General features: G+C 53.7%; 14 protein-coding genes and 1 riboswitch. Of the genes, 4 read left to right on the top strand and 10 right to left on the bottom strand.

Annotated elements, in window-relative coordinates:
• Positions 1 to 101 precede the first annotated feature (101 nt).
• The 6 genes from MHI45_RS22130 to MHI45_RS22105 form a co-directional block, all read right to left on the bottom strand.
• On the bottom strand, positions 102 to 1502 hold the full coding sequence (locus MHI45_RS22130; protein ID WP_076114270.1) for an NCS2 family permease: 1401 nt from the start codon (positions 1500 to 1502) through the stop codon (positions 102 to 104).
• Positions 1503 to 1629: 127 nt separating this feature from the next.
• Positions 1630 to 1729, bottom strand: a riboswitch (purine riboswitch).
• 117 nt (positions 1730 to 1846) lie between these two features.
• Complete coding sequence (locus tag MHI45_RS22125) at positions 1847 to 2248, bottom strand: nuclear transport factor 2 family protein (RefSeq protein WP_076114271.1); 402 nt, start codon at positions 2246 to 2248, stop codon at positions 1847 to 1849.
• A 167-nt stretch (positions 2249 to 2415) separates the two neighbouring features.
• Positions 2416 to 3954, bottom strand: coding sequence for a glutamine-hydrolyzing GMP synthase (gene guaA, locus MHI45_RS22120; protein WP_076114272.1), 1539 nt, complete (start codon positions 3952 to 3954; stop codon positions 2416 to 2418).
• A gap of 218 nt (positions 3955 to 4172) precedes the next feature.
• Complete coding sequence (locus tag MHI45_RS22115; protein ID WP_076114273.1) at positions 4173 to 6554, bottom strand: DUF4129 domain-containing transglutaminase family protein; 2382 nt, start codon at positions 6552 to 6554, stop codon at positions 4173 to 4175.
• A complete protein-coding gene (locus tag MHI45_RS22110; RefSeq protein ID WP_076114274.1) occupies positions 6523 to 7920 on the bottom strand; it encodes a DUF58 domain-containing protein in 1398 nt (465 codons plus the stop codon). The genes MHI45_RS22115 and MHI45_RS22110 overlap by 32 nt, the downstream gene beginning before the upstream one ends.
• Before the next feature lie 163 nt (positions 7921 to 8083).
• Positions 8084 to 9514 (bottom strand): polysaccharide deacetylase, encoded by a 1431-nt coding sequence (locus tag MHI45_RS22105; RefSeq protein WP_341119439.1) that lies wholly within the window; start codon positions 9512 to 9514, stop codon positions 8084 to 8086.
• 108 nt (positions 9515 to 9622) lie between these two features.
• On the opposite strand from MHI45_RS22105, the gene MHI45_RS22100 reads away from it, so the two are divergent.
• Positions 9623 to 10252, top strand: coding sequence for a DedA family protein (locus MHI45_RS22100; RefSeq protein ID WP_038585622.1), 630 nt, complete (start codon positions 9623 to 9625; stop codon positions 10250 to 10252).
• Positions 10253 to 10407: 155 nt separating this feature from the next.
• On the opposite strand, the gene MHI45_RS22095 is transcribed toward MHI45_RS22100, so the two are convergent.
• A complete protein-coding gene (locus tag MHI45_RS22095) occupies positions 10408 to 11670 on the bottom strand; it encodes an MFS transporter (RefSeq protein ID WP_341119438.1) in 1263 nt (420 codons plus the stop codon).
• A gap of 150 nt (positions 11671 to 11820) precedes the next feature.
• On the opposite strand from MHI45_RS22095, the gene MHI45_RS22090 reads away from it, so the two are divergent.
• Both MHI45_RS22090 and MHI45_RS22085 read left to right on the top strand, forming a co-directional pair.
• Entirely contained in the window at positions 11821 to 12753 is a 933-nt protein-coding gene (locus tag MHI45_RS22090; protein WP_038585614.1) for a helix-turn-helix transcriptional regulator, read from the top strand.
• A gap of 118 nt (positions 12754 to 12871) precedes the next feature.
• Positions 12872 to 13174, top strand: coding sequence for a zinc ribbon domain-containing protein (locus MHI45_RS22085; protein WP_076112781.1), 303 nt, complete (start codon positions 12872 to 12874; stop codon positions 13172 to 13174).
• A gap of 79 nt (positions 13175 to 13253) precedes the next feature.
• On the opposite strand, the gene MHI45_RS22080 is transcribed toward MHI45_RS22085, so the two are convergent.
• Positions 13254 to 14783, bottom strand: a complete 1530-nt coding sequence (locus MHI45_RS22080) for a DHA2 family efflux MFS transporter permease subunit (RefSeq protein WP_076112782.1) — start codon at positions 14781 to 14783, stop codon at positions 13254 to 13256.
• A 2-nt stretch (positions 14784 to 14785) separates the two neighbouring features.
• Complete coding sequence (locus MHI45_RS22075; RefSeq protein WP_076112783.1) at positions 14786 to 15232, bottom strand: MarR family winged helix-turn-helix transcriptional regulator; 447 nt, start codon at positions 15230 to 15232, stop codon at positions 14786 to 14788.
• A 230-nt stretch (positions 15233 to 15462) separates the two neighbouring features.
• On the opposite strand from MHI45_RS22075, the gene MHI45_RS22070 reads away from it, so the two are divergent.
• Complete coding sequence (locus tag MHI45_RS22070) at positions 15463 to 16149, top strand: hypothetical protein (RefSeq protein ID WP_076112784.1); 687 nt, start codon at positions 15463 to 15465, stop codon at positions 16147 to 16149.
• 97 nt (positions 16150 to 16246) lie between these two features.
• Here MHI45_RS22070 and MHI45_RS22065 read toward each other — a convergent pair whose 3' ends face one another.
• Positions 16247 to 20536 (bottom strand): 2-hydroxyacyl-CoA dehydratase, encoded by a 4290-nt coding sequence (locus tag MHI45_RS22065; RefSeq protein WP_076112785.1) that lies wholly within the window; start codon positions 20534 to 20536, stop codon positions 16247 to 16249.
• Positions 20537 to 20557: the final 21 nt, after the last annotated feature.

The following is a 20557-nucleotide window of genomic DNA, read 5'->3' as shown; positions in this document are numbered from 1 at the left end:
AACCGCAAGATACAGGTGCTTTGATTCTTGTTCTGCTACAGCAAAACGGCCCCTTCATCACTGAAGGAGCCGTAATATTCGGGTTTATATTAGAAGTAGACTTAGCCTTGGCTGCCGATCAACACGTAGCGCAGCACAATTAGAACGGCGAGCACCCACATCATCCAGTGGATATCGTATTTCTTTTTGCCGGCCAGATTGGCTACACAAGCCAGGATTACATAGGTAACAATCCCGAACGAAATGCCGTTGGCAATGTTGTAAGTGAATGGCATGATGACGAAAGTCAGGAAGGCTGGAATAGCATAAACCATATCCTGAAAGTCGATCTCGCGAATCGATTGTGCCATAAGCACACCGACCACAATCAATGCCGCTGCCGTAGCGGAACCAGGAATTAGCGCAACCACCGGAGCAAGGAACAGAGCAAGCAAGAAGCAAACACCGGTTGTTACGGCAGTCAGACCTGTCCGGCCGCCTTCAGCAACCCCGGCAGCACTTTCTACATAAGCAGTAGTGGTGGAAGTACCCAGCATCGCACCGCCGGCAACAGCAACTGCATCAACAAACATCGCATTGCCGACACGTCTCTTGCCATCTTCCTTGTCCTTCATAATTCCCGCACGTTCAGCAGTACCGACAAGCGTGCCAAAGGTATCAAACAATTCTACGAACGTAAAGGTGGCAATTGCGGAAACAATACCGGTGTGCATAATGCCTTCCCAGTCAAATTCCCAGAAATTCAGCTGTGTGAAATCAGGAACCCAAGGCGTCTGTGGATTGTTCAGCGAGCTGAAATCAACTGCACCCATGAGGATGGCGACAACAGTAGTTCCCAGAATTCCGAACAAAATCGCGCCGCGGACTTGCAGCACCATCAGAATGGAAATCAGCAGCAAGCCGATGATGACCAGCTGGACATTGGTATTTTCAAGGCTGCCCATATGAATAACAGTTTCGAAGGACAAAACATCAGTGAACTTGTTAGCAGCAATGTCGCTGCCGGCTTCAACGCCGATAGTCATAAGACCGCTGTTCTTCAAGCCGATAATGGTAATAAACATCCCGATCCCAACGGTAATGGCATGCTTCAGATTGTCAGGGATGGCTGTGAGCAACATTTGCCGCACCCTCGTTACCGTTAGCAGGATGAAGATGATACCGGAAATGAATACGGCAGTCAGACCCATCTGCCAGGTAAATTCATGTTCAGTTGTAGCCGAGGATAAAACCACGGATGCGAAATATGCATTAAGGCCCATGCCAGGCGCCAGAGCTACCGGGAAATTAATGAAAAGTCCCATGGCAATTGTAAAAATACCAGCTGCCAGCGCTGTAGCCAGAAACACGGAATACCAGCCCATGTCAATCCGGCCAAAAGCCGTCAAAGTGCTGGGATTAACCGAAAGAATGTAAGCCATTGCCATGAATGTGGTCAGACCGGCCATAATCTCTGTGCGTACTGTGGTGCCGTTTTCTTTCAACTTGAAAAAGCGATTCAAATTGTTCTCCCCCTAAGATCTATGTGAGTGTCTCGCGCGGAACAGAAAAGCCGGTATCTTGGTAGACACCGGCCCGAAAAAAGAGGATTCACCCGCCTGTCTTCAGCACAAAGGCCAAAGATTCCGGGAACTCGCTCTTCTTAATCGTAGCCAGGTCATTACGGTGACCTTGTAGAGACTTTCGGGCCGATTCCCGAAATTATACGAATATTTATGTTGCTCAACGCTTTATCATTTTAGGTGTACATCACATAAGTTGTCAATGGCAAATACGAACAATGCGCGTTATATTTTTAATATTGTTCGTAAATCAAACATTTTCATGACAAAATCTGCAGGAATGGTTAATCCGGAACCTCACTCATAGGATACGGGCGGTATTTCTCTATTTTCATTGCGAATTCCCGCAGTCTTGTAATACCTTCCTCACTGCAGGAGATGATGGAGCATCCGTCAAAAGTGCTGGTTTTGCCATCATAAAGACAAGTAAAGCGCCAGACATTGCTTACGGTTTGCTCCTTGGCATCAAAAAAGGATTCAAGGATATCCCATTGCAGAACCTTATTCCCTGGCTCATGCCAGCCGCGAAACCACTCCTGACATTCGAGAATGCCGGAGTATTCTGCACCATCACATTCTTCTATTCTGACATCCTTATGTAAAACGCTAAGAAATGCAGCCTCATCCTGCTCCAGCCAAGCTGTGAAATAGACTGCCGCCAGCTGTTCGCCCTGGATCTGATTCATTTTTCCGCCTCCGTTCTCCATTCAATCGTTAATGTCTGCGTGCAATTGCATGCTATCATTTTTACCACCTGACACGAAATTCATTTTCTTACATTCAACAAAAAAAGCCGGAAGCACCCTGTTAAAATGGTGTTCCGGCTCTGGATATACTTTTATTCAGCTGATTGCTATTCCCATTCAATCGTTGCAGGCGGTTTCGAGGTAATATCATAAACGATGCGGTTCACGTTATCCACTTCGTTGACGATACGTACGGAGATTTTCTCAAGAATATCCCACGGAATACGCGCCCAGTCAGCGGTCATACCGTCGATGGAAGTAACTGCACGGATGCCCACGGTGTAGGAATAAGTGCGCTCGTCTCCCATAACCCCGACACTCTTCATGTTAGGAAGTGCAGTGAAATACTGCCAAATTTCCTGGTCCAAACCGGCCTTGATGATTTCCTCGCGCAGGATGTAATCGGAGTCGCGGACAATCGTCAGCTTCTCTTCGGTCACTTCGCCCAATACGCGGATAGCAAGTCCAGGACCCGGGAATGGCTGGCGCCAGACGATGGCACGCGGCATGCCCAGCTCTTCTCCCAGTTTACGGACCTCATCCTTGAACAGCGTGTTCAAAGGCTCGATCAGGCTGAACTTCATGTCTTCCGGCAATCCGCCGACATTGTGATGCGATTTGATAGTCTGTGCTGTTGCTGTTCCGCTCTCCACAATATCCGTATACAGCGTACCTTGGGCGAGGAATGCGAAGTCACCCAGCTTGGCCGATTCTTCGTCAAAGCAATAGATAAACTCGTTGCCGATGATTTTACGTTTTTGTTCTGGATCGGATACACCGGCCAGCTTGCCCAGGAAACGCTCGCGGGCATCAATCTTCACGACGTGAATATCGAATTTGCCGACGAAAGTCTCCATTACACTCTCTGCTTCGCCTTTGCGCAGCAGGCCGTGGTCAATAAACATACAGGTCAATTGATCGCCGATGGCCCGGTGAATCAGCATAGCCACAACGGAGGAATCCACACCGCCGCTGAGTGCGCAAAGCACCTTCTTGTCCCCGACTTTGTCACGGATATCCTTGATGGCATCGTCAATGAACGATTCCATCGTCCATTTGCCCTCGCAGCCGCAGATCTCGTACAGGAAGTTCGAAATCATCTCATTGCCTTTCACGGAGTGGCGAACCTCCGGATGGAACTGCACCGCGTAGAATTTGCGGGCAGCATTGCTCATTGCGGCAATCGGCGCACTCTCCGTACCGGCATCCAGCTTAAATCCGGATGGAAGCTCCACTACATGGTCGCCGTGGCTCATCCATACCATCTGTTTGCTCTCCAGGCCTGCTGCAAGCACAGCACCCGCTTCGAAATCGACATCAGCTTTGCCGTATTCGCGTTTGGCTGCACGCTCCACCTTGCCGCCGAGCTGCTGAGCCATGAGCTGCATGCCGTAGCAAATGCCGAAAATTGGCAGTCCCAAATCATAGATAGCCGGATCCAGATGTGGTGCGTCCTCAGCATACACACTGCTTGGTCCTCCGGAGAATACGATCCCCTTCGGCGAAAGTGCTTTGATCTTCTCAATTGGCGTATTGTACGGCAGAAGCTCGCTGTATACCCCCAGGTCCCGAATTCTGCGCGCGATAAGTTGGTTATACTGTCCCCCGAAATCGAGAACGACGATCATTTCATTTGGCTTGTTCATTACGTGCCTCCCTTGATTATTGGATTCATTATACTCATGGATAAATCTCATCGTCAAGGAAAGGAGAGCACGCATCTCTTATGCTTTTGGCGCAGTTCATCCGGCCGCTTGAACGATCTGAGGAGAGCGGAAAAGACTTATGGCATCTTTTGGTCAAGGTATCCGCTTCCATGCGGCCTATAAGGATTTATTGGCCAGCCGGTGCCCGCCAGAAAGCCTCAGGTCAGGCGGAAAATGATGAGCAGGCAGCGGCTGATAAAGCCTGCGGCCTCCGCAGCGGCTGCATCCGGCGGCGGCTGCGCCGGGCCGGGGCGCGGCGTGGCACGCTGCGCCTGTGCCGTGCCGCTGTACGCCAGGGTTTCCCACTGGCGGACGAACACCCGGACGGCGGTGCGCAGCCCCGCGTCCTCTATATTCAGGGAGGCTGCGTACTCCCTGGCCGTCACACCGGGCAGCGGCGGGCCGTACCGCGCCGCCAGCCCGTGCCAGGCCAGAGCGGCTGCGCGCAGCTGCCGCTCGCGGCTCACGCTGCCGGCGCGGCGCGCCGCCGGCAGCAGAGCCAGGCTGCGCCGCCAGCGCCAGGTGGCAGCGAGCACAATCGCCGCTGCAGCAGCAAGCGGCGCGGGGTTCCCGCCCGCCAGCGGCAGGGCGGGCAGGATGTCCGCGCCGCCAGCTGCGGACGCGGGGGTTCCCTGCGGCGCAGATGCAGCCGCAGCGGGGGCCGCCGCCGGACCTGCGGCGGCGAGGGCAGCACCGGGGGTGGGATCAAACGGGATCCAGCCGGCGCCGGGGAAATAGACCTCCACCCAGGCATGGGCATCGCCTTGGGTAACGGCATAACGCTGCGGCAGGGAACCGGCCTCCGGTGTCCCCGGTCCATAGCCCTGGACATAACGGGCCGGAATGCCGCTACTCCGCAGCAGCACCGTCATCGCCGTGGCGAAATGCACGCAGTAGCCCTGCTTCGTCGTGAAGATGAAATCATCGGCGAAGTCGGCGCCGGCTGGCGGAATCCTCGTCTGCAGGCTATAAGAGTAGCCGCTCTGCAAATAATCGCGTACAGCGGCAACGGCATCATAGCGGCTTACGGCAGAAGCTGTGAGCCGCTGTGCCAAGGCGGCGACCCGCTCCGGCATTGCCGCGGGAAGCTGCAGATAACTATCGGCAATGGACTCTGGATCCTCGCTGCCCAGAGCGCGAAGCACAGCCGGATCACTCTCCGGCAGCAGAGAGCTCACTGTATACCCGGCAATCTTCGCAGAGCTTTCCGTCTCAGGCAGGCGGAAGCTGTTCTTCTCCCGGTTCGCCAGCACATAGCCTAGCCGGCTGCCGTCCGCCAGCCTCACCTGTTCCACGTTCACCACGGTTCCGGCGCTGAACAGCGGCAGGTTGCCGGAGGAAGGATGGGAAAACTGGATTTCCTGTATCAATGTCCGGTCTTCGTCATTGGCGAATACCGGCAAGCTTTCGGCAGGCAAGCTCGTTAAACTAAGCGGTAGGTATACCGTCCCTTCCCTGCTCCAGCGGCGGCCGTCATAATAAGCTGAGCTTTCTCCTCTCCAGTAAGCCGGGCGGCTGGATGTGACCGTAAATACGGCTTTCGTACTGGGGGATAGCGGTGCCCCAAGCTCACCTTTGCCCGAACCGTAACCTGTAGTTCCTGCCTCAAGCCGGATTTCATCCTCCGTCTGCCGCTGAACTTGTCCACTCGCCCATTCCTGTAATTGGTTAAACACCGGCTTCAGAGTAATAGGTACAGCCGGCCGCGTTCCATACAGCTGGCCGCCTATCCAGGATGCTGCCGTCAGCAGCATTGCCCCTGCGAGAGCATAACCTCCCCAGCGGGCATAGGGAAGACTGACCCGGCCGGTTCGCTCCTTCAGGCGCAGCAGCCCGCTCATGCCCTGCATCCACAGAATCAGTCCCGCAGAGACCAGCACTTCGCCGGTTGTCTTTACCCCAAATCCTATATCCAGCATCAGAAGATAACATACAGTCACAGCTGCGAACAGAGCCGTGCTTCCTCTGTACAGCGCCAGCTGCTGCACGGAAGAAACCAGCAAACCCCAGCCCAATACCAGAATCAACAGCCGGCTGTGTTCACTTAGCTTCGAAATCTGTCCCGTGAACAACAGGACGGCGTCCTCCGGAATTCCTGCAACATAAGGGCCAAATTGCGCTATTCCTTCACTGCTGACACAGGTGTATAGCCAAGTCAGAGCAATCAGAATAGACCGGATACTGAGCTGCAGCCATCCCGGGAGCCGAAAACAGCCCCATAACAGCAGTGCCGCAGCAGAAAACATCAGGATTTCGAGCAGTTTCGCAGTAGAGGGCAATGTTGTGGATCTGTGCAGCGGAAGCAGCCATGCCATAAACATTCCCATAATCGCCAAAGAGAACAGCAAACGATAATGCAGGGGGATGTCCTCCCTGTTATCGGTATAACTGTTCTCAGCTTGTCCATCCACCGCCTGCGGTTTAACCGTCACTGCCGGTTTGCCGAACGGCCCCTCGCCCTTCCAAGTGCTGGAAGAATCAGCCGATATTCCGGCAGTCCCCCGATATCTACCGTTCTGTCCGTTTCCCCGGAGATTCATGGAATTCCGCCCCCTTGTACCCGTATGACAGAGAGGAATTCTCCAGACAGTAGATCCGCGCTCCAAGCCGCTCCAGACTGCCCCCTACCGTCCCGGTATTACGCTGTGTGCAATCCCGCGGCCATTCCTTCATCCCCGTTGATTGCTGCTGATTTACCGGAGCAGGCTGGTCCCACACAAAATAAATCTCCACCTTCACGCCCTGTACCAAGAACCGGGCAAGCGTCCGCGCGGATTCCTCCTCCAGCCTGCCTGTGATCACCGTTACCGTCATTCCCGGAATCCAGCTCCGTGAAGCATCTTCCAGCAGGTCGCTCAAGCTTCGGGTACCGTCGGGAGCAATTTCCGTAAGCATATCCTGCACTCTGGCAGGAATTTTGCCGAGTCCCTCATGTCTGGCCATACCTTCCGGCCATCCGCCGCTGAACAGCTGCACATATGTGCCGGAGCGCTCCGCTGCAAGCAACAGGCCCATTGCTGCAGATACGGCTTTTTCGAATGCCGGAGTTGTTGTGCCACGCAGCCCGCGCGGAGTGAGCGCTCCGTAGGGAATCTCATAATTTTCCGGGCTGTTGGCAAGAACGATACAAGCCATCCGGCCCTGTTCACGCACCGGTACCCTGCTCTGCAGCGTTCCCTTACGGGCGCTGTTCTTCCAGTCAATCCGGCTAAGCGGATCACCCGGGGCATACTCACGGAGATCTGCCGCTTCACTGCCGCTGTCTCTTCCCCTGCCTATGAGCATCATATCCCCGGCCAGCAGGCCGCTCCCCGGCACAGCTGCCCCTACATAGAGCGGTCTGGGAAGCACTTTGAAGCAGTCCTTGAACTCCGGCTTGGTTCCGCCTGTGAACAGCCCCGGCAGATCTCCCCAGCTTATGCTGCAGCTCTGAAGCCGATGAGTTCCCCGGGGGACTTCCTGCAGCTCATAAGAATAGGTGAATTTGCGCCGGAACCCGGGAAACAGCAATTCCTGATGCCGCCGTCCGCCCCAGGTATCGGCAATGATCATCCACGGGAGTGGAATCCGTGAAGAGAAGCTAAGCTGTACTTCTACAGTCAACGTATCTCCGGCTGCCGGACGCAAAGGGGATATACGGCGGACAATCTGCACTTTCCGTGGACCGCAGAGCTGCAGCAGGAGTCCGCCGAACATAAGAATTCCGGCTGCCGACAAGAGGAACAGCAGAGACGCACCTCCACGCCATGCATATAAAGCACCGATGACTGCCGTTATAGCCAGCATCCGCAGCCATTCACCTAAAGCACTGCGGTTTCGCGGGACAGGCCGGATCATGTCACCCGGGGAATCAGACTTCTGCTGCTGCATATTTTTTTCTTGCTCTATTAATGATGAAGAGGACAAGGGGAAACCCTTCCTTCGGCATAGACTAGCTCCGCCCTGCTGCCGCGATCAACGAGGAAGTACTTTCGGAGCCTATTACTGTCTATTCTTCCCACGAAAAAGAGTGCCCAAACCCTTGGAGGTTACTTTGGTCCCGTTCTTGAACGGCATGCCGAAGGGCTGCCTAAGTTGTTCTAACTCTGCGCTCCTCTGCCGTCGCGCGGGCCTCCTGCGGCAAATGCCCCGCTGTTGTGAGCAATTCCCGCAGGGATATCCAGAGAGAGGAACCGATCATTTGCACCTCTGCCCCTCTTGTTTCCAAACTTCCGTCAGGCAAAGCAAGTTTTAGCTGCTTCTGTAATGCATCCACTGTCAGGTTCCGCCCGTTCCAGGCAATCAGTCCGCTGCGGCTGGCGCTATCCCAGCTAACCCGCCCGCCCAGCCGTTCAATGACCGCTCGCAGGGGAACCATGTATTGCCCTTGGCTGATTCTGTATTCTCCCGGGTCCAGTTTGGTCTCCAGCCTGCCCACCTCAAGGACCAGCGGCTTGCCGGAGGCAAATAATCCGGCATTCGGCACAATGTTAGAATGAATCCAATCCTGTGGAGGTTTCGAGCGGTTGGCGCCTGCCATAGTTGCAGATACTCTGAAGTGTACAGGCTGCTGACTTGCATCCAGCTGACCAAAGTTATATCCGGCAGCCTTATAACGCTCAATAATCTTGGGCAGTGCTTTGGCACTCTCTTCATGTCCCGCACCGTCATGCAGCAGCAGGATGACTTGGGAGGAAGACATGTCCGCCACCGATCCCTGCAGGATTTCCGACGCCGGCACACCCCTGCGTCTGGAATCTCCGCTGTCCACTGTCCAGTCCATTACCGAGTAGCCCGCCTGCTTCAGCAGGTCGAAATAGGTTGCATCAAAATGGCCGAAGGTGCCTCCCGGCGCACGGACAAGCTGCGGACGGACCCCGGTAATCTCTCTGACAATCTCTTCCGTTTGCTTGATTTGCGTCCAAAATTCTGTGAATCCGCTATATAAATCATGATAATTATGATTATAGGTATGATTGCCGATGACATGCCCCTGCTCCCAAATCGCATTAATCAGCTCGGGGCGGCTCCGGGCCTGCTCTCCCAGCACGAAGAAGGTCGCCTTCACCTCCTGCTGGCGCAGTATTTCCAGCACCTTGGCAGTGACTTTGCTGGGCCCGTCGTCAAACGTAAGATAGACTGTCTTCTGTGTTTTCTTTGGGGCTGCCGCCACCACAGCTGCTGCGGGTGCATCCTTGGATTTGACTAACGCTGATATAGCTGCCGAATCTTCTGGATTCTGGAGATTTTGGGTCGATGTTATTGCCGTGGAGACAACCGGTGCAGGTGAGGCAGAGCCGCCGGAATTCACGGGCGGGGCAGGCAAATCTTGCGTCTGAGCAGCCGGAAGATTATTCTTAGAGAGTACAGGATCAATTATCCCAGCCTGTAGAGGATACATTTTCGACGATGCCGAAGACTGTCCAGTTTCCCAATCAGGCTTTACCAATAATATAATTGCCATAGCAAGCAGCCCGCGGATAAGGATCCGGCGGATCTGGGTACTTTTGCTATCTTTCATCTTCTCTACCTCCAGCATTCTATTCACTTCCAGAACCATTTGGTAGATTGTATGAAGACAAGCTTCAAAATAGAATTAGGCATGCGGCCCTTGGAGAGTGACAATATTATGGAAATGTTGAGATGGATACAGGAATTGTTCGCCAATTACGGATACAGTGTGCTCTTCTTCGGATTGCTGCTGGAATTTATTGCGCTGCCCTTTCCCGGGGAAACAACAATGGCTTTTGCAGGCTTTCTTTCCTATACCGGCAAGCTTGATTTCATGACACTGATAGTACTGGCTTTTGCAGGAACAACAAGCGGGATGACCATTACTTATTTCGTCGGGCTCAAGGCAGGGATGCCGTTTATCCAGCGCTACGGCAAATGGTTTCTCTTTTCACCGGCCAAGCTGGAGAAAACGCAGCGCTGGTTCGAGCGGTACGGCAGCTTTCTGATCTCAATCGGCTATTTCATTCCCGGCGTCCGGCATTTCACCGGCTATTTCGCCGGTATTATCGCTTTGCCTTTCCGCAAGTTTGCCCTGTATGCCTATGGAGGAGCGCTGCTCTGGGTACTGGCTTTTCTGGGCATAGGCAAATTGTTCGGGCCGCAGTGGATGGGCATCTTCCACCTGTTTGAGCTGTATGCCCTATGGATTGTCTCCGGAATCCTGGCTATCGCAGCCCTGATCTTTCTTTACCGCTACCGCCGGGGCATTTCCGCCCGCCTGCTGCGGCGCAAGGTCAAAGGTTAAATCTTAAGCATAATGCAAAAAACATAGAGAGCTTCCGGGGACGCCACGCAACCTGAAACATTAAAAAAGCAGCCGTTTGACGCATAATTCGAAGAACCCTTCGAAGAGCATCGACAGCTGCTTTTCTTATGCAACTCGAGATGAACTTACTGACTTTAAATACGGGACAGACTCTTCCGTTTGCTGCGAACCAGGTAATATCCTCCCAGCAGCAGCGCAATTCCGGCAAAACCGGCACCTCCGGCAAACCCTAATTGCCTGGGTTCCACGTAGTCAAGCAGCCAGCCTGCGCTTAGCATCGATACCCCAATCAGTGAACCGCCCGCCGCCGACAGCATTCCGAAAATAACCGGCTGCATGGAAGACGGCGTCTCTCTCATCACCAGCGTGTCCAGACAGGCATTGCCAACTCCACCCGATAAAGACAGCAGAATATACAGGAGAAATGCGGCCGCAAAATGGCTGCTGGCACTGATCCCCATCAGCAGTAAGCCTTCCGCCAGCAATCCTGCCAGTGCCACCGCGAGCAGCCTCTTCTTCAGCAGACGGCCGGCAAAAAAGCTGAGGCTAAGCCCGATGCCAAGTGCCGCATAAAATGCCCCGACTCCGACATCCCCGGCATGAAACACCTGCACGGCATACACACTGATCAGTACATTGTCCCAGCCGTTGATAACCGGCACCAGCAGCTCATAAGCAATAATAACCTGCAGCACCAGACTTCCCCCTGCCACGTATTTAAGCGTCCGCAGGCGCCCTGCTTTGCCTTGCTGCAGTTCGCTCTGTTCTGCGGAAGCATCATGTTTTGTCCCCGCTTCAGTTTCCCCGGCATGATTCGGAAACTGCAAACCCCATAGCAATAAAGCTGCAACCAGAAAAGATGCGGCGTTCATGACGAATGCCGTCTCCGGCCCGAACCAAAGGGACACCAGCCCTCCCGTAAAGGCCCCTAGAATGAGCACAGAGCCATTCATCAGCTGTTCCAGGCCATTAATGCGGAGCAATGAATCCGGAGCAGCCAGGAGCGGGATAGAAGACTTGCGGACCGGACTGTAAACCGCCTCTCCCGCTGCGAGTATAAAACTGCCCGCATACAGCAGCCACAGCCGGTCCTCCCCATTGATCCAAAGAAAGGACAAGGCTACAGGCACTCGCATAATATCAACGGCCATCATAATCGTTTTACGCGGCAGCCTGCCTGCCAGCATCCCGCCGAGCGGAGCCATAAAAAGATAAGGCAGCACCCTTACACCAAGCGATATGCCTACCGCCATTCCCGATCCGGTCAGTTGAAGCACCAGCGCCAGCATGGCCACACTGCTGAACCGGTCGCCTATTCCATTGATTAATCCGGCTGCGAACAGCCTGGAATACCCCTGCCCGCGCAGAACAGATAATCCATTTCCGGTTTGTGTCATTTCATGAACCCTCACAATCTAAATTAAATAAATATCTAATTAGATATTAATCGAATAATATATTTATGACAATGTATTATTTTCTTTCTTTGGCCAAGATTATAGAATGAGGGTTGACTGCAACTCTCCGGGAAAGAAGGGACTCATCTTTTGAAAATAGATCGTTTGCTCTCCATAGTAATCCTGTTGATGAACCGCCCGCTCATTCAGGCCAAGGAGCTGGCCGACATGTTCGAGGTCTCCGCCCGCACCATCTACCGCGATATCGACAGCATTAACAATGCTGGCATCCCTGTCGTAACCTATCAGGGTGCAAACGGCGGAATTGGTCTCATGGAGGGATACCGCCTGGACCGCAATCTGCTGACGGAGCGTGAGCTGGCCGATATTTTCACCGCTTTGCAAAGCGTCTCTTCCTATGTCGGAGGAGAACACACACTGCTGATGGAAAAAATCAGCAGTGTAATCCCCCCTGCCCAATCCGCCGCCTTCCGCAGCAAAACAACCCAGTTGATCGTCGATTTCTCTCCTTGGGGGCTGAATGGCCCCCTGGAAGAACGGCTGACTCTGCTCAAGGAAGCGCTGGAAGAAGGAGTCGCTGTCGCCTTCGAATATGTAAACGCCGACGGCAGGATGAGCAAGCGCTCTGTGGAACCTTACACGCTGGTGCTCAAAGGGCAAGCCTGGTATTTGTACGGCCTGTGTGCAAAGCACGGAGAGTTCCGCTTATTCAAGCTGCTGCGTATGAAAGCGCTGGTAAAGGAAGACCGGGTGTATGTCCGGCAGGATATCCCCCTGAAGGATTTCCCCTGGACTAAAGGGTGGATGCGGCCCGCTGACTCACTGCCAGTGGTACTGCATTTCTCAGCGGCAGGCAAACATCTCGCCGAAGATTATTTTGATTCGACTGAACTTCAGCCGGACGGCAACGGCGGGTACACCGTTAGGGTTCATTATCCGGAGGATAACTGGCTTTACGGTTTTTTGCTGGGGTTCGGAACCTCGGTTGAGGTGCTGGAGCCGGAGCATATCCGCGTCCGGATGGGAGAACTTGCTGCAGGCATCGCAGCAAAATACAAATAATTCGCAAACGCTAGCAACGCTCCAACAAACCTGACTGAATGCTGTCTAGTTTGTTGGTTTATACTGGACTGGAATGCGGGCGGTACTCGTCCCGCGAAATCTAAGGGAGTGTGTTGATATGAATATAGAAGAGACTTCGCCCCATCAACATGAGGCCGTATTCTGCCAGAGCTGCGGAATGCCAATGCCGGAAGCGGAGCTGCTGGGCAGCGAGCAGGATGGCACTAAGAATGAGGATTATTGTATCTACTGTTACGAAGCTGGGGAATTCAAGCAGCCTGACATAACGCTGCAGGGTATGACGGATCTCTGTACCGGATTCATGGTGGAGGAAGGTATGGATGAGGCTGCGGCCCACAAGCTGCTCGCCGAGTCGCTTCCTTCACTGAAACGCTGGAAGACGGCAGCCGCGGTGGAGTAAGCGGGGTCTTCTCCATAACAAAAGGGACTAGCCATACACCCGCCGGTGCTGGTTAGTCCCTTCTTTAGTACATCACAAGTTATGCTTGTTGAGATTTAACGGCTTGAGGTTGTAAAGACTCGGCTTCTTCCGTCTTCAGGAAGTCCGGCTGCGGTGAAGTCTTCTTGATGAACAAGGCCAGCACCAGAGCCACTACGGTCACCCAGGTTGCCACGGCGAATGCATGGGTAATCCCATTGATCGTCGCGTCCTGCGTAAGTTTGAGCATCGCCGCCTTATCGGTCTGTGAGACCGCGCCGCTGGTTACTGCTTCCGTAATATTGCTCTTCGTGCGGTTGGTCATCAGGCTGACAAACAGCGCCATCCCAAGTGCTCCCCCGACTGTACGCAGTGTGTTCGACATCGCTGTACCGTGAGAGCTGAGCCGCTGCGGCAGCTGGTTAAGTCCGGCTGTCACAATCGGCATCATCAGCATCGACATCCCGAACATCCGCGCCGTATACGTCAGGATCAGATGTGTATAGGTTGTGGAATCCGTAATTTGACTGAATTCCCATGTTGTAATGGTGGTAATAAGCAATCCGATAACCGCTAGCCATCTTGCACCAATCTTATCAAAGATAATCCCGGTGATCGGAGACATAATCCCCATCAGAATAGCACCCGGCAGCAGCATCAACCCGGATTCCATCGGTGTAAAGCCGCGGATGGTCTGAAGATAGATCGGCAGCAGGATCATACCGGCGTACATGGCCATGGTAATAATAATATTGATTACCGTTGTAAGTGAGTACATGTTATAACGGAAAATGCGGAATTCGAGCAGCGGTTTGTCGGCGGTAAGCTCGCGCCATACAAACAGGACCAATGCCAGGGTTCCGAGAATCAGACAGGTAATAACAGTCGTGCTGCCCCAGCCATCTGTTCCCGCATCACTGAAGCCATACAGCAGTCCGCCGAAACCAAGGGTTGAGAACACGACGCCGGTCTTATCCAGCTTCGGAGAAGTCAGCTTTCCGACGTTCTGCATAGTCTTCATCCCAAGCAGTGTGGAGAAAATGGCCAGCGGCAGTACGATAAAGAACAGTACCCGCCAGGAGTAGTTCTGCACAACCCAGCCCGAGAGGGTAGGTCCGATTGCCGGGGCAAAAATCATCGCTACCGCCATAAGCCCCATGGCTTTACCGCGTTCTTCAATCGGGAAGATACGCAGGAACACAATGTTCATCAGCGGCATCAGAATACCGGCACCGACGGCCTGGATTACTCTGCCGACCATAATCATTTCAAATCCGGTTCCGATACCGCAGACAAGCGTACCTATGGAAAATAGTATCATTGCTGTAGTAAACAATTGGCGGGTGGTAAACTTCTCCACCAGATAAGCACTGATTGGAATGAGCACACCGTTCACAAGCATAAACCCTGTGGTCAGCCATTGTGCCGTATTGGCGACAATGTTAAGATCCTCCATCATTTTCGGAAGCGCCACATTCATCAGCGTTTGATTCAACAACGCCACGAAAGCGCCAATTAAGAGCGCTGCGATGATAGGCCCTTTGCGTATAGCCTTAGTTTCCGCAGCAGCGTTAGCAGTTATTGTACTCATGGTTACTTTTTATCTCTCCCTTGTACCAAAATTTTTACGATTTCACCATGAAGCCGCAGCAGTTCCTTGACATCCTCTGAAGGTATGTCGGACAGCGGCTGCAAATGCTTTCTCATGGACTGCTTGCTTCGTTCCCTGATTTCCTGACCTTTGTCCGTCACCGCCAGCTTGAATATACGCCGGTCGCTCTGCGAGCGTTGTCTGGTGATCAGCCCTGCCTTTACCATACGGTCAACTACTCCGCTAGCAGCGCTGTTCCCCAAATGGAGCAGGTCGGCAAGCTCGGTAATTCCGATGTCTGGGTGCATAGCCAATTTGCGCAGCACCATCAGTTGGGTGGAGGTAATCTGCAGCTCCTCTGCGTCCTTCCACAAAAGCTGCTGGAAATTATGATTGATACAGCGGAAAGAGGTCAGAATATCATCAAGCTGCTGTTCTTTTTCCTCCAACACCATCACCCCGTTAGTTTGATAAATAAATACTTCGTATACGAACTATTTTACTCTTTACCTATTTATCCGTCAATCAATTACTGAAAATTTCTGAAAAACTCTTTCTTTCTTTCATTTAACTAACATGCTCCGCCGCCCCAGAATAGACACCCTTCCAGAGTGCCCAGCTTTGGGAATTTTAGATATAATTTAGATGGATGACAATACTCGAAAGCGGTGATTGTGCAATGAATCCTGAACAGCGGAAAATTTGGAGTGACGGACATAAAACTTTAACGGGACTCTTGAAGAGGCCGGAGGAGCATGAGAATGCGGTTGCTTTATTCCTGAGATTGCATGCCTCTCTGTACGCGTCAAACGGGGAACATCCGGAGCAGCCAACCTATGAAGACGAACTCCTGAAAGATATCCGCGAGCAGACTCTACGCAGCTATCCAGTACATACCCCCGGCAGTAAAAATTCTATAGTGTGGCATCTTTGGCACAGCGCGAGAATTGAAGATATCACAATGAATATTCTTGCCGCCGGCAGTGGGCAGGTTCTTCACGAGGCGCATTTTGCCGACAAATTACAGACGGTTCACATTCATTCAGGCAATGGCATGACCGATGAGGAAATTTCCGGTTTCAGCTCGTCGGTTCATATCGAGTCTTTATTTGAGTACAGGAAAGCGGTTGCCAGCAGAACGCGGAGTATCCTTCCTTCACTGAGCTCGGAGCAATTGAGGGCGAAGCTGAGTCCTGCCAGGATCAGAAGAATATCGGAGGAAGGGGCGGTAAAAGATACGGAGCAATGGCTGATTGATTATTGGGGAAATAAAAACATCGCCGGTCTGGTGCTGATGCCAGCCACAAGGCATAATTTCATCCACCTCAACAAAGCGATGCGCGTGAAGCTTAAGCTGCAGAAATAAGATCATTCTAATGTTTCTTATAAAATAAAGCGGGCCCGGGGAAATTGCCCCGGACCCGCTTTTTAATATGGATTGTACTATATGGATTGCACTTCTCTTATACCCCGCTCCCTAAGCTCCCCACCACCACCGGCCGCTGTGGTCCTGAGATTTCAGCAGCAGTTGAACTGCTGCCGCTTTCCAGACCGCAGGCGATCGACATCATCAGTTTGATCCGGTTGGCCTGGTTCACTACACTGACCCCGGCATCATAATCAATAGCGGCGATATTGGCCCCGGGATACAGCTCCTTCAGTCCTTTGATAGAGCCGCGTCCGGTAATATGGTTCGGCAGACAGGCAAACGGCTGGATGCAGACAATGTTATTCACACCGTTATCCAGCAAATCCATCATCTCCGCCGTCAGGAACCAGCCTTCGCCCATCTGATTGCCGACGGACACAAGCCGGCTGGCCTTCTCCGCGAGGCCGTAAATATTCTCGCGGCCTTTGGCCAGTCCCGCTTCCTCCAGCGCCACTTTAACCGGCTTACGGTAGATTTCCAGATAAGAGATCAGCATGGGATTGATGTATCCCAGCTTCTTGCTTTTGCCGAATTGCTCCGCTTTGTAGATCGGATTGTACACGCAATAAAAGATAAAATCGAGGAAGTCCGGCATTACTGCTTCGCCGCCTTCGGCTTCGATCATCTCAATGATCCGGTTGTTGGCGTCCGGATGGAACTTAATCAATATTTCGCCGACAATGCCCACCCGCGGCTTCACTGCCGGTGTGACCGCCAGGCGGCTGAACTCGGCGACGATCTCGCGGATCACCCGCTTATACTCCCGGAAGGAGAACGTCGACAGGCTGCTCTTGCAGCGCTCCATCCCTTTGCGGTAGAGGGCTTCCGCGCTTCCCGGAATCCGCTCATAGGGTCTGAAACGGTGCAGCAGCCGCATCATCAGATCACCATAGCAGGCAGCGGCGATCAGCCGGTTCGCCAGCTTGAGGTGGATGCGAAAGCCCGGCTGATTCTCCATTCCCGAAGCATTGAGAGAGATGACGGGAATTTGCCCCAGGTCGGAATCCTTCAGCGCCTTGCGCAGCAGCGAGATATAGTTGGTAGCCCGGCAGCCCCCGCCTGTCTGCGACATGATGACCGCTGTCCGGTTAGGATCGTAGTCGCCGCTCTTCAGGGCCGAGAGGATTTGCCCGATGGTGACAATCGCCGGATAACATGCATCATTATTGACGAATCTGAGACCTTCCTCGGTCTCCTGCGGACCGGTGGTTTCCAGTACCTTGAGACGGTACCCGGCGTCACGGAAGACCCGTTCGAACAATTCAAAGTGAACCGGCGACATCTGCGGTGCCAGAATGGTATAGGTCTCCTTCATTTCCTTCGTAAACGGAACATTGGCCTGTGTCTTATAGAGGAGCTGCGGCTGCACATCACCCTTCTCACGCTCGCGCATCGCTGCCTGCAGCGACCGCAGCCGGATGCGCGCAGCGCCGAGATTGCTGATCTCATCAATCTTGATCAGGGTATATACCTTGTTGTGGCGCTCCATAATCTCCTGTACGGCATCACAAGTGATCGCGTCGATGCCGCAGCCAAAGGAGGTGAGCTGCACCAGCTCCAGATCATTTCTGCCGGCTGCAAGGCGGGCGGCACGGTACATCCGGGCGTGGTACGTCCATTGATTCACTACAGCCACATCGCCTTCGCTGCGGTCCAGATGGCAGACCGAATCCTCGGTCAGCACGGCGAGCCCCATTCCGGTAATCATATCGGCGATGCCGTGATTGATTTCAGGATCGGCATGGTAGGGATGGCCGCAGAGCAGAATCCCCTTTGTCCCTGTAGACGTCAGAAATGCCAGCGTTTCTTCGCCCTTCGTACGCAGATCATTTTTGGCTTGCTCAGCTTCGGCAATTCCAGCCTGTACCGCTGCCGCTATCTCTTCTCTCGGAATATCCATAAAGGTCTTGATCAAGCTCTTGGTCAGGGCCGAAATATCGTCGAAGGTCAGAAAGGGGCTGACGAGCGGAACACCACTTTCCTTGAGACCATCCATATTATTGCGGATAACCTCAGGATAAGAAGCAACCACCGGGCAGTTGAAGTGATTCTGCGCCGCATCGTCCTCCTTCTTCTCATACACAACCGCCGGATAAAAGATAAAATCGACGCCTTTGCCGATCAGGCTCTGCACATGTCCATGGGCCATCTTCGCGGGATAGCAGATCGATTCCGAAGGGATCGTATCCATTCCGCTCTCATACAGCTTCTTGCTCGACTTCGGCGACAACACTGTCCGGTAGCGCAGTGTCGTAAAAAAGGTGTGCCAGAACGGATAATTCTCGAACATATTCATGGTCCGCGGAATGCCGACGGTGCCCCGCTCTGCCTGTTCTTCCGGCAGCCCTTCATAGTCAAAAAACCGTTCATATTTATACTGCATCAGGTTCGGCAGGTTGTTCTTCTCTTTCTTGCCACCCGCACCGCGTTCGCAGCGGTTACCGGTAACGTGAAAGCTCTTATCGGGGAAACGGCTGATGGTCAGTGCGCAATTGTTGGCGCAGCGGCTGCAGCGGCCCGGCGACACCTGATATTGGAAGGTTTCCAGCTCTTCCGGGCCAAGAATCGTGCTGAAGCCGTCCAAGCCGGCATGTTCTCTGGCAATAATCGCACAGCCGTAGGCCCCCATAACACCGGCAATATCAGGTCTGACCACAGTCCGGCCAGTCAGCAGCTCAAAGGCCCGCAGTACGGCTTCGTTATAGAAGGTGCCGCCCTGCACAATGATGTTGCACCCGAGGTCCTCGGGGTTGCGGATTTTGATAACCTTTTGCAGAGCGTTCTTGATTACGGAATAGGCGAGTCCTGCGGACAGGTCAGCCAGGGAAGCCCCTTCCTTCTGCACCTGCTTCACCTTGGAATTCATAAATACTGTACAGCGCGAGCCCAGATTCACCGGTTTGCTAGAATCCAGCGCGGACTTGGCAAATTCCTCGATACCGAGCTCCAGCGCGGAGGCGAAGCTCTCCAGAAAAGAGCCGCAGCCCGCCGAGCAGGCTTCATTCAGCATCAGGCTGTCAATTGCCCCTCCGCGGATCTTGATGCATTTCATATCCTGTCCGCCGATATCCAGAATAAAGTCCACCTCAGGCATGAACTTGGACGCAGCCTTATAGTGGGCCACTGTCTCCACTTCACCGCCGTCGGTACGCAGCCCGGCCTTAACCAATCCTTCGCCGTAACCGGTCGCATAGGAGCCGGCGATATAGCAGCCTTCCGGCAGAATCCGGTAAATCTCCTTCAGCGCATCGGTGACGGACTGCAGCGGATTGCCTTTGTTGCTCCCGTAAAAGGTATAGAGGATTTCATCGGCGGAGCCGGTAATGACAAGTTTTGTTGTCGTCGAACCGGCATCAATACCGAGATAGCAAGGTCCGCGGTATGAAGCCAGCTCAGCGCGGGCAACCGAAGCCCTGCCATGGCGAAGCCGGAACTCGGCTAAATCCTCCGCGGTCGCAAACAGAGGCGCCAGTTCGGCATCCTCTGCACGGTCCGCCTTGAAGTCCACCGCTTCAATCCGTTCCAGCCAGCTAGGCAGCGGCAGCACGAGCGGGTTGCTCTGTGACAGCGCCGAACCAATCGCGACAAAATATTGCGAGCGTTCCGGGAACAGCACCTCCCCTTCCTTCAGTCCCAGCGTCTCTGCGAAACGTTCCCGCAAGGCGGGCAGAAACGTCAGCGGTCCGCCCAGGAAAGCCACCCGTCCGCGAATCGGACGGCCGCAGGCGAGGCCGCTGATCGTCTGGTTCACGATGCTCTGGAAGATCGAAGCCGCAACATCCTCGCGCCGCGCCCCTTCGTTCAGCAGCGGCTGCACATCGCTCTTGGCGAATACGCCGCAGCGCGAGGCGATCGGGTAGATCCGCTCATGCTTCTCTGCCAGCGTATTCAGTCCGGCAGGGTCGGTCTGCAGCAGCGAAGCCATCTGGTCGATGAACGCTCCGGTGCCGCCGGCGCAGGCAGTGTTCATGCGCTGCTCGATGCCGCCGCTTAAATAAATAATCTTGGCATCCTCCCCGCCAAGCTCAATCGCCGTGTCGCACCCTGGAATCAGCTCGCTGATCGCTTTGGTGCAGGCGATGACCTCCTGGACAAAGGGTACTCCGCCAAGCTTTGATAAGGACAGGCCCGAGGAACCGCTTACAGTCAATGCTGCCTCTCTATCCGGGAACCTGTGCTGTACATCTGACAGGAGGGATAGAGCCGCTTTTTTTATATCGCTATAATGTCTCACGTAATCCTGATAAATAATTGTACTTCGTTCCATAACAACCAATTTGGCCGTAGTTGATCCGACGTCCAGCCCAATACGCAGTATCATCATGCCATCACCATGCCTTGCTCC

Source organism: Paenibacillus sp. FSL H3-0321, from assembly GCF_038002865.1.
In the GTDB taxonomy this organism is placed as follows: Bacteria; Bacillota; Bacilli; order Paenibacillales; family Paenibacillaceae; genus Paenibacillus_AQ.
Note: the sequence above shows the minus strand (reverse complement) of the source record. Positions and strands in the feature narration are given on the sequence as shown.

What these genes read in the sequence shown, in the direction of transcription:
- MHI45_RS22095 (WP_341119438.1), bottom strand. Translation starts at nt 11,670, where the DNA reads ATGACACAAACCGGAAATGGATTATCTGTTCTGCGCGGGCAGGGGTAT.
- MHI45_RS22065 (WP_076112785.1), bottom strand. Translation starts at nt 20,536, where the DNA reads ATGATGATACTGCGTATTGGGCTGGACGTCGGATCAACTACGGCCAAA.
- MHI45_RS22070 (WP_076112784.1), top strand. Translation starts at nt 15,463, where the DNA reads ATGAATCCTGAACAGCGGAAAATTTGGAGTGACGGACATAAAACTTTA.
- MHI45_RS22115 (WP_076114273.1), bottom strand. Translation starts at nt 6,554, where the DNA reads ATGAATCTCCGGGGAAACGGACAGAACGGTAGATATCGGGGGACTGCC.
- MHI45_RS22125 (WP_076114271.1), bottom strand. Translation starts at nt 2,248, where the DNA reads ATGAATCAGATCCAGGGCGAACAGCTGGCGGCAGTCTATTTCACAGCT.
- MHI45_RS22100 (WP_038585622.1), top strand. Translation starts at nt 9,623, where the DNA reads ATGGAAATGTTGAGATGGATACAGGAATTGTTCGCCAATTACGGATAC.
- guaA (WP_076114272.1), bottom strand. Translation starts at nt 3,954, where the DNA reads ATGAACAAGCCAAATGAAATGATCGTCGTTCTCGATTTCGGGGGACAG.
- MHI45_RS22105 (WP_341119439.1), bottom strand. Translation starts at nt 9,514, where the DNA reads ATGAAAGATAGCAAAAGTACCCAGATCCGCCGGATCCTTATCCGCGGG.
- MHI45_RS22085 (WP_076112781.1), top strand. Translation starts at nt 12,872, where the DNA reads ATGAATATAGAAGAGACTTCGCCCCATCAACATGAGGCCGTATTCTGC.
- MHI45_RS22080 (WP_076112782.1), bottom strand. Translation starts at nt 14,783, where the DNA reads ATGAGTACAATAACTGCTAACGCTGCTGCGGAAACTAAGGCTATACGC.